A 7105-nucleotide genomic window follows, 5' to 3' on the forward strand; every position below is an offset into this window, starting at 1 on the left:
TTACACCCGTGACCGGGCCGGGCAGATTATCGGGGAAACCGATTTTACCGGGCGCACGATCCAATATCAGTACGACAGGGCAGGACGTAAAATCATCGCCCGTTACCCGAATAATCAGCTGCTGCGCTGGTGCTACACCCCGGAAGACCACCTGATCCGGCAGGAAGTCTGGCAGGAAGACGATGAACAGTGTCAGCTGGTCTCGGTCACGGAATATGACTATAACGCTACCGGCCAGCTTATCCGCGCCACCAACCCGGATGCGGTGGTGGAATTTGAATACGATGGATCCGGCAACCTGACGGCAGAGACAATTAACGGGCGGACGGTGACTCACGAATGGGATCCCCTGAGTGGCTTACCGGTCAGCCGGCAGGGAGACACCCTGCCGGCCCTGCGCTGGGATTATGGCCCGCTCGGTCAGGTCACCCGTTTTGGCGTGGCGGGCCACACGCCGCTGCATATTCACTATGACGCTCTGGGACAGGAAACCGTGCGCAGCAGTGATGCGGGTTTTATTCAGGCGCAATATCACACGGCGACCGGACTGCTGGCCCATCAGGCTGTCGGGCGCAGTTCAGCGCGGTTCAGGCAGGCGTTGCAGGAAGCCGACCCGCATCATCCGCCGTTCGGCAGTGAAGTGAACCGTCACTGGTATTACACGCAAGCGAACAACGTCGAATGCATCAAAGACGGCCACTGGGAGGAAACCCGTTACGGGTATAACGCCAATGACCAGGTGGTGTTGGCTATCTTTAGCGGCACCCCCTGGGCGCGTGAAGAGCAGTTCATTTATGACGCTAACCAGAATATCGGTCACTACCAGCGGATACCGGAAGATATGAGTCAGCCGGTCCTTAAGGAATACCCGGAGTATCAGTCAGGGCGGACGGCTCGCCGGGCCGATAATGCCTTTCGTTATGATGAAAACGGCAGAATGACGGAAAAAACGATTCATAAATATGGCTACCAGCCCAGGACATTCTGTTACCACTGGGATGCGCATAACCAGCTGACCGAATTTATCACCCCGGAGGGGACCCGCTGGCGTTATCGCTATGATGCCTTTGGCCGACGTATCAGCAAACGCAAGGAAGTGGACAGCAGGCTGGAGGCCACCAACCTGCAACGGTGGCTGGACGGGTTACCGGACCTGACACTGAAACCAACGGCGATTATCGGTTACGATTACCTGTGGAGCGGCGACCAGCTGATAGAAGAAACGCCGGTGCTGGCGGATGGCACGGTTGCTTATGACCAGAGCATTCACTGGCTGTATGAACCGGGGAAACTGACCCCATCGGCGCGTTATGAGCAGGGGCAACTGCACTATGTGGTCAGTGACCATCAGGGAACCCCACGAGAAATATTAACGGAAGCCGGAAAACTGGCCTGGGCGGGACGACTGTTCACCTGGGGCGAACCGGAATTCTGGACCGTCCCAGTCCGGAAAGAGGAGAAGGTTAGCTGCAATCTTCGGTTTTGTGGGCAGTATGAAGACGAAGAAAGTGGTTTATTTTATAATCGGTTCCGGTATTATTCGCCGGAGACAGGACAGTACCTGTCGCCTGATCCGCTAGGGCTGGCAGGGGGCCTGAATCCGTATGCGTACGTTCATAATCCGGCGAATTGGATTGATCCTCTGGGATTGGCGGGTTGTGATCCTACTGGATACCATAAACGCAAGGCCCTTCGAACAGATGTTTATAATGCTCAACGTCCTATGGCTGGTCGTCATGCAACAAAACATATCAACGCAAAAGATATTAATGAAGCTAAAAATCTGAGTGTAGGTAAAGGAAGCTTAGATAAAAGACCTGAAGCATCTTATTTCCCGGAATATGCAAGTAAGGTAGCTGGCTTTGAGAAACAAGCTGCATATGGAGCTATTCGCAATGGCCATGCTTTTGACCACGGCGGAACTCGATTCATGTTCTATAAAAACCCTACCGGTCATGTTGGGTATAATGAAGGGCAATTAACCAATTGGGTAAGAATCGAAATGACGAATGCCCCTATTCCTACTATTCACAGTTTCCCGGCATCGTTGGAACAAGTCGGAAAATACATTCCCGGAGTTCGTTAATGAAAAAAGATATATGGAAGAATATTCAGCCCTTGAGAATACCTAGTAGGTGGGTAATTGATGTAAATAATTTCTATGACTATGAACCTACTAAAGAAAATATGGATTGGTTCTATGGATCAATTTTGATTAGTGGACATAATTCTCTTGATGGCCTTTGCTTTGATTCACGGTATGAACCAGAAGGAGATCCTAACGGTTTATTTGTATTAGATTTCTTTATCATAAAAACAAATAAAAAGACAGGAAAAACAGAAGAGGAAAAATTCCTAGGTAGTAAGCAAACAAGAGATAAATCCAAGTTCATTAACATACTTGAAGAATTTATGTTTACTGGAAAATATGAATAGTTAAATTTAAAGCCGGAAAGATCCCCGAGATCTTTCCGGCTTTGTTATTTTTATACTTAAAATAAATATCTTTCAGGGTTGGTCTTATATATTAAATATATAATTTAAAACTACAAAAATATAAAATAAATAATAAGATAAAAAAAGAAATAATATAAAAAAATATAAGATTCATAGTAAATATATACATAGGCTATATTTTAGATATTTTATTCTGTTTTTTCTCTGAAACAGCAAAAAACCGGAATCGCTTCCGGCCTGTTTCTTTCTTACCGTGGCGAATACCCGTGATACGCCAGTGCCGACTGGAGCCGCCCTATCGCGGCCTTGATAACCCAGGCTTCCGTGTCATCAACCGCACAGGCCCGTATCTCTGCCCAGCTCAACCGCTTAACCAGTTGCGCCAGTGCCATTGCTTCGTCATGGCTCAGGTGCACTTCCTTTAGCTGCTCAATCCCTGCTCTCATGCTATTCCCCTCCCTTAAATGGTTTTGTAGTCGCCAATGAGTTCGCGCATGCGGAGCTTGATATCACTGAGTTGCTCCTGCTGGCGCAGGTACTGTTGCCTGATGGTGTGGGTGTTGTCACTGTCCGGTATCAGTACCAGACAACCATTCATCACTTTCACCGTTAAAGTACCACCAATATCAAAGCCTGCGGCCTTAAGCCATTGACCTTTCAGGTGTATCGCAGGCGGTGCTTTAGCCTTGTCGTTTTGCGGCACGTATCCCACGGTGTAATAACGTTCTGTTTTCGCTGCTTTATTTACAGCGACTTCTGCCTTAGAATGCGTCTTAGCCATAATTAACTACCTCGCATAGTTGCTTGTGGTTAGCGGCTGTATCGTGTTGCAACCACGGTAGAGCCGCATTAAATCAGGTCAGCCCAATAACCGTTTTGCCTGATGTTTTAAAATCATTGCATCCAGAACCGAGGTCACAGAGCGTCGCTCCTCCTCGTCCATCTGTTTAACCGCCTCAAACTTTAGCTTAAGTTCGTCCTGCGGCTCCCGCTCGCCCTCCTCAAATATCAGCCAGTCTGCTGAAACATTAAACGTAACAGCAATACGTTTAAGAATGTCTAAAGAGGGTTGAGCCTCACCAGATTCATAGCGACGAACTTGTGTCAGATGTATCCCCACCTTGTCAGCCATCTGTGGCTGAGTCAGTCCTTGTTGCTTACGCAGTTGCAGAAAACGGGCAGAAAAGCTCATCCAGAATGTTCCTTTATCAGTCGTGATGGCTTCCATTATCTCCCCCTGTTCTGAATAGACTTGACTAAATAACCTTTATGGGACATATAATAGTATCTATATAGAGCATTGACAAGGATTTAAAAGGAACATTTTTATGGCCCGCATTCCCGAAGCCGAATTACAGCACCTGAAAGCCGCCGTCTCCTTAGTCGCCGTAGTGGAGCAACAGGGGCGACAGCTCTTTAAACGCGGCAAAGATTACGTGCTGCTGTGCCCGTTCCATCAGGAGAAAACCCCGTCAATGGTTATCTCACCGGCAAAAAATCTCTATCACTGTTTTGGCTGTGATGCCGGCGGCTCCGTGCTGGACTGGGTGATGAAAACCAAAGGCTTAAGTCTGCGCCGGGCCGTGGAACAGTTGCGCGGAGTACTGGGAGATAACCCGTCTGTGGCACCGCTGGTGCAACCGGATGAACCCGCCATGCTGGCCGATGATGAGGCCGGACGGCAGGCGCTGCTCAGTCGGGTCGTCGGGTTCTACCATCATACGCTGCTGAATGCCCCCGAAGCCCTGGCCTATCTGGAAAAACGCCGGCTCAACCACCCGGAATTAGTCGCCCAGTTTCAACTGGGCTTTGCCAACCGCACGTTAGCCTATCGCCTGCCCATCAAAGCCGTGCAGGCCGGCGCACAGATCCGCGCCCGTCTTCGGGCCGTGGGGCTGATGCGCGACAGCGGACACGAGCACTTTACCGGTTCGCTGGTGATACCGGTTATCGACCCGAACGGTCAGATCCGCGAGATCTACGGGCGCAAAATCACCGACCGCTTACGCAGCGGAACGCCGCTGCATCTGTATCTGCCCGGCGCACACGGCGGGATATGGAATGAGCCGGCGCTGATCAGTTCCGGGGCGGTCATCCTCTGTGAATCGTTGATCGACGCCCTGTCGTTCTGGGTAGCCGGTCACCGCCATGTCACCGCCGCCTATGGGGTGAACGGCTTCACCGATGAGATGCGGCAGGCGTTCCGGCAACATGGCGTTAAACAGGTCTTGATCGCTTACGACAACGATCCGGCCGGCAATGAAGCGGCGGTAAAACTGGCCGCCGAACTGACCGCCATCGGCATTGCCGTGTTCCGGGTGGTGTTCCCCGAGGGCATGGATGCCAACGGCTATCTGTGTCAGGTCGCCGAACCGGAACGGGCCTTCGGGTTGTTGCTGGACAGTGCCGTGTCGATGCAGGATGCGGCAGAGGTACAGGCCACCACCGCCACAGAGCGGGCCGCACTGGCAGAACATCAGCCGGTTCCGGTGCCGGAAACAGTCAGCGCCTTAGCCGCCGGGATAGCCGCGTTGCCGTCGATGCCCAATGTGGTCTGGGAAACCGGTGCCAACGGCGAGATATCCCTCACGCTGGGCACGCAACAGTGGGGTATCCGGGGCCGGTCACAGGTGAAAGCCGGGGCGGCAGTGATGAAAGTCAATGTTCAGGTGGTTGATACCGACAGCGGCGTGATGTTCGCCGACAGCGTGGACATGATGAGCGCCCGCAGCCGGAGCGGGTATGCGCGGCTGGCCGCCACCGAACTCGGGCTGGCCGAAGGTGACCTGCGGCGTTCACTGGGGCAGCTGTTACTGGTGCTGGAACAGTGTCAACAGGCCGGGGCCGGTGAACAAACCGAAACCCAGCCGGTTCCCGAACTGAGCGAGGACCAGCGGGCTGCGGCGCTGGCACTGCTGCAAGACCCGCACCTGAGTGAGCGCATCACCGCTGACTTAGCCGCCTGTGGCGTGGTGGGCGAATCCACTAACCTGCTGGCCGGTTACTTAGCGGCGGTCAGTCGCAAGCTGGAGCGTCCGCTGGCCGTGCTGATACAGAGCAGTTCGGCGGCAGGTAAAAGCAGCTTAATGGAGGCGGTCCTCAATCTGATACCGGAAGAAGAACGGCTGCAATACAGCGCCATGACCGGCCAGAGTCTGTTCTATCTGGGGGAAACCAACCTGCAACACAAGATACTGGCGATAGCCGAAGAAGAAGGGGTACGGCAGGCCGCCTATGCGCTTAAGCTGTTGCAAAGCGACGGCGAACTGACCATTGCCTCAACCGGTAAAGATGACGCTACCGGTAATCTGGTCACCAAACAGTACACGGTGAAAGGGCCGGTGATGCTGATGTTGACCACCACGGCGATAGATGTCGATGAAGAGCTGTTAAACCGCTGTCTGGTGCTGACCGTGAACGAATCGCGGGAACAGACCGAAGCTATCCACGCCTTGCAGCGCCATAAGCAGACCCTCGAAGGTTTACTGGCAGAAAATGAGAAGGTCTATATCACCGAACTGCATCAGAACGCCCAGCGGCTGTTACGCCCGCTGAATGTGGTTAACCCTTATGCTTCACAGTTAACGTTCATGAGCGATAAAACCCGCACCCGGCGCGACCACATGAAATATCTCACCCTGATACAAAGTATCGCCCTGCTGCATCAGCACCAGCGCGAAGTGAAGACCGCGGAACACCGGGGCAAGCGGCTTGAATATATCGAGGTGACCCAAGACGATATTAGCTTAGCAAACCGGCTGGCCCACGAGATATTAGGCCGCACGCTGGATGAAATGTCACCTCAGACAAGAAAACTGTTGCTGCTGATACAAGAGATGGTGAAAGCGACGGCGGCAGCGCAGCAACGCCCGGTGAAAGATATCCGCTTTACCCGCCGGGATATCCGCCATTACACCCAGTGGAGCGATAACCAGTTAAAAGTCCATTGTCAGCGACTGGCCGACATGGAATATCTGTTAGTCCACGGCGGCAGTCGCGGCCATCTGTTGCAGTATGAACTGCTGTGGAACGGTGACAGCGCAGAAGCAGCCCATCTGTGCGGCCTGATTGACCTGACAGCGCCGGAAAAACCGGTAAAACCCTGAATATGACTCACGCAAGTTGGACTGACTGAACCGCAAGTTGCCATCAAGTTGTGGTCAAGTTGGGCCCAGGTTGGAGGGCGGGAAACCGGCGTCAGACCGCAGCAATACTGGGAGGAACGGCCCGCAAGTTGGGGAAGGTTGAAAAACACTGTTCCGGCAATAATAAGAAAAAGCCGTCGTATCGTACTGCCAGTACATCATCGAACCCGAAAACCCGAATAAGAAAACCCGGAATACGACCAACGCAAGTTGGACTGACTGAACCGCAAGTTGCCCTTAAGTTGGGGTCAAGTTGGGCCCAAGTTGGAGGGCGGGAAATGGACGCCAGACCGCAGCAATACCGGGCTGAGCGGTCCGCAAGTTGGGGCAGGCAGAAAAGGACTGTTCCGGCCACTTAAAAATCAAGCCATCGTACCGTCGTGATGTATCACACACTGATAACACTAACCGCTGTTCTCTACAGGAAACCCCATCATGTCATCACCCGTTAAACATCAATCTGAGCCTACCCAGCTGACCCTGCGCCAGCATCTGGACGCCTA

At 52.8% G+C, this 7105-nt stretch carries 7 protein-coding genes; 3 read left to right on the forward strand and 4 right to left on the reverse strand.

Annotated features, from left to right (window positions below):
• The coding region (locus tag C5471_RS22275; RefSeq protein ID WP_278250189.1) for an RHS repeat-associated core domain-containing protein at nucleotides 1–2086 on the forward strand (2086 nt) is incomplete at its 5' end.
• The gene (locus C5471_RS22280) at nucleotides 2086–2436 is read left to right on the forward strand and encodes a hypothetical protein (protein WP_133813209.1); all 351 of its coding nucleotides are present in this window, start codon (nucleotides 2086–2088) and stop codon (nucleotides 2434–2436) included. The genes C5471_RS22275 and C5471_RS22280, both read left to right, overlap by 1 nt.
• Before the next feature lie 269 nt (nucleotides 2437–2705).
• Here the strand turns inward: C5471_RS22280 and C5471_RS22285 are convergent, their stop codons facing one another.
• The 3 genes from C5471_RS22285 to C5471_RS22295 all read right to left on the reverse strand — a co-directional run bounded on the left by C5471_RS22285 (nucleotide 2706) and on the right by C5471_RS22295 (nucleotide 3649).
• Nucleotides 2706–2903 carry a DUF7706 family protein gene (locus C5471_RS22285; RefSeq protein WP_133813210.1) on the reverse strand — a complete coding sequence of 66 codons (198 nt, stop codon included), beginning with the start codon at nucleotides 2901–2903 and terminating at the stop codon, nucleotides 2706–2708.
• Between the two features lie 14 nt (nucleotides 2904–2917).
• Complete coding sequence (locus C5471_RS22290; RefSeq protein ID WP_046397397.1) at nucleotides 2918–3238, reverse strand: SymE family type I addiction module toxin; 321 nt, start codon at nucleotides 3236–3238, stop codon at nucleotides 2918–2920.
• A 78-nt stretch (nucleotides 3239–3316) separates the two neighbouring features.
• Nucleotides 3317–3649: a helix-turn-helix domain-containing protein gene (locus tag C5471_RS22295; RefSeq protein ID WP_046397400.1), complete on the reverse strand. Its 333-nt coding sequence runs from the start codon at nucleotides 3647–3649 to the stop codon at nucleotides 3317–3319.
• A gap of 136 nt (nucleotides 3650–3785) precedes the next feature.
• Here C5471_RS22295 and C5471_RS22300 point away from each other — a divergent pair, with 136 nt between their 5' ends.
• Nucleotides 3786–6563 carry a CHC2 zinc finger domain-containing protein gene (locus C5471_RS22300; RefSeq protein WP_133813215.1) on the forward strand — a complete coding sequence of 926 codons (2778 nt, stop codon included), beginning with the start codon at nucleotides 3786–3788 and terminating at the stop codon, nucleotides 6561–6563.
• A gap of 91 nt (nucleotides 6564–6654) precedes the next feature.
• On the opposite strand, the gene C5471_RS22305 is transcribed toward C5471_RS22300, so the two are convergent.
• A complete protein-coding gene (locus C5471_RS22305) occupies nucleotides 6655–6957 on the reverse strand; it encodes a hypothetical protein (protein WP_133813211.1) in 303 nt (100 codons plus the stop codon).
• Nucleotides 6958–7105 lie beyond the last annotated feature (148 nt).

The organism is Photorhabdus tasmaniensis, from assembly GCF_011189505.1.
Taxonomy (GTDB): Bacteria; Pseudomonadota; Gammaproteobacteria; order Enterobacterales; family Enterobacteriaceae; genus Photorhabdus; species Photorhabdus tasmaniensis.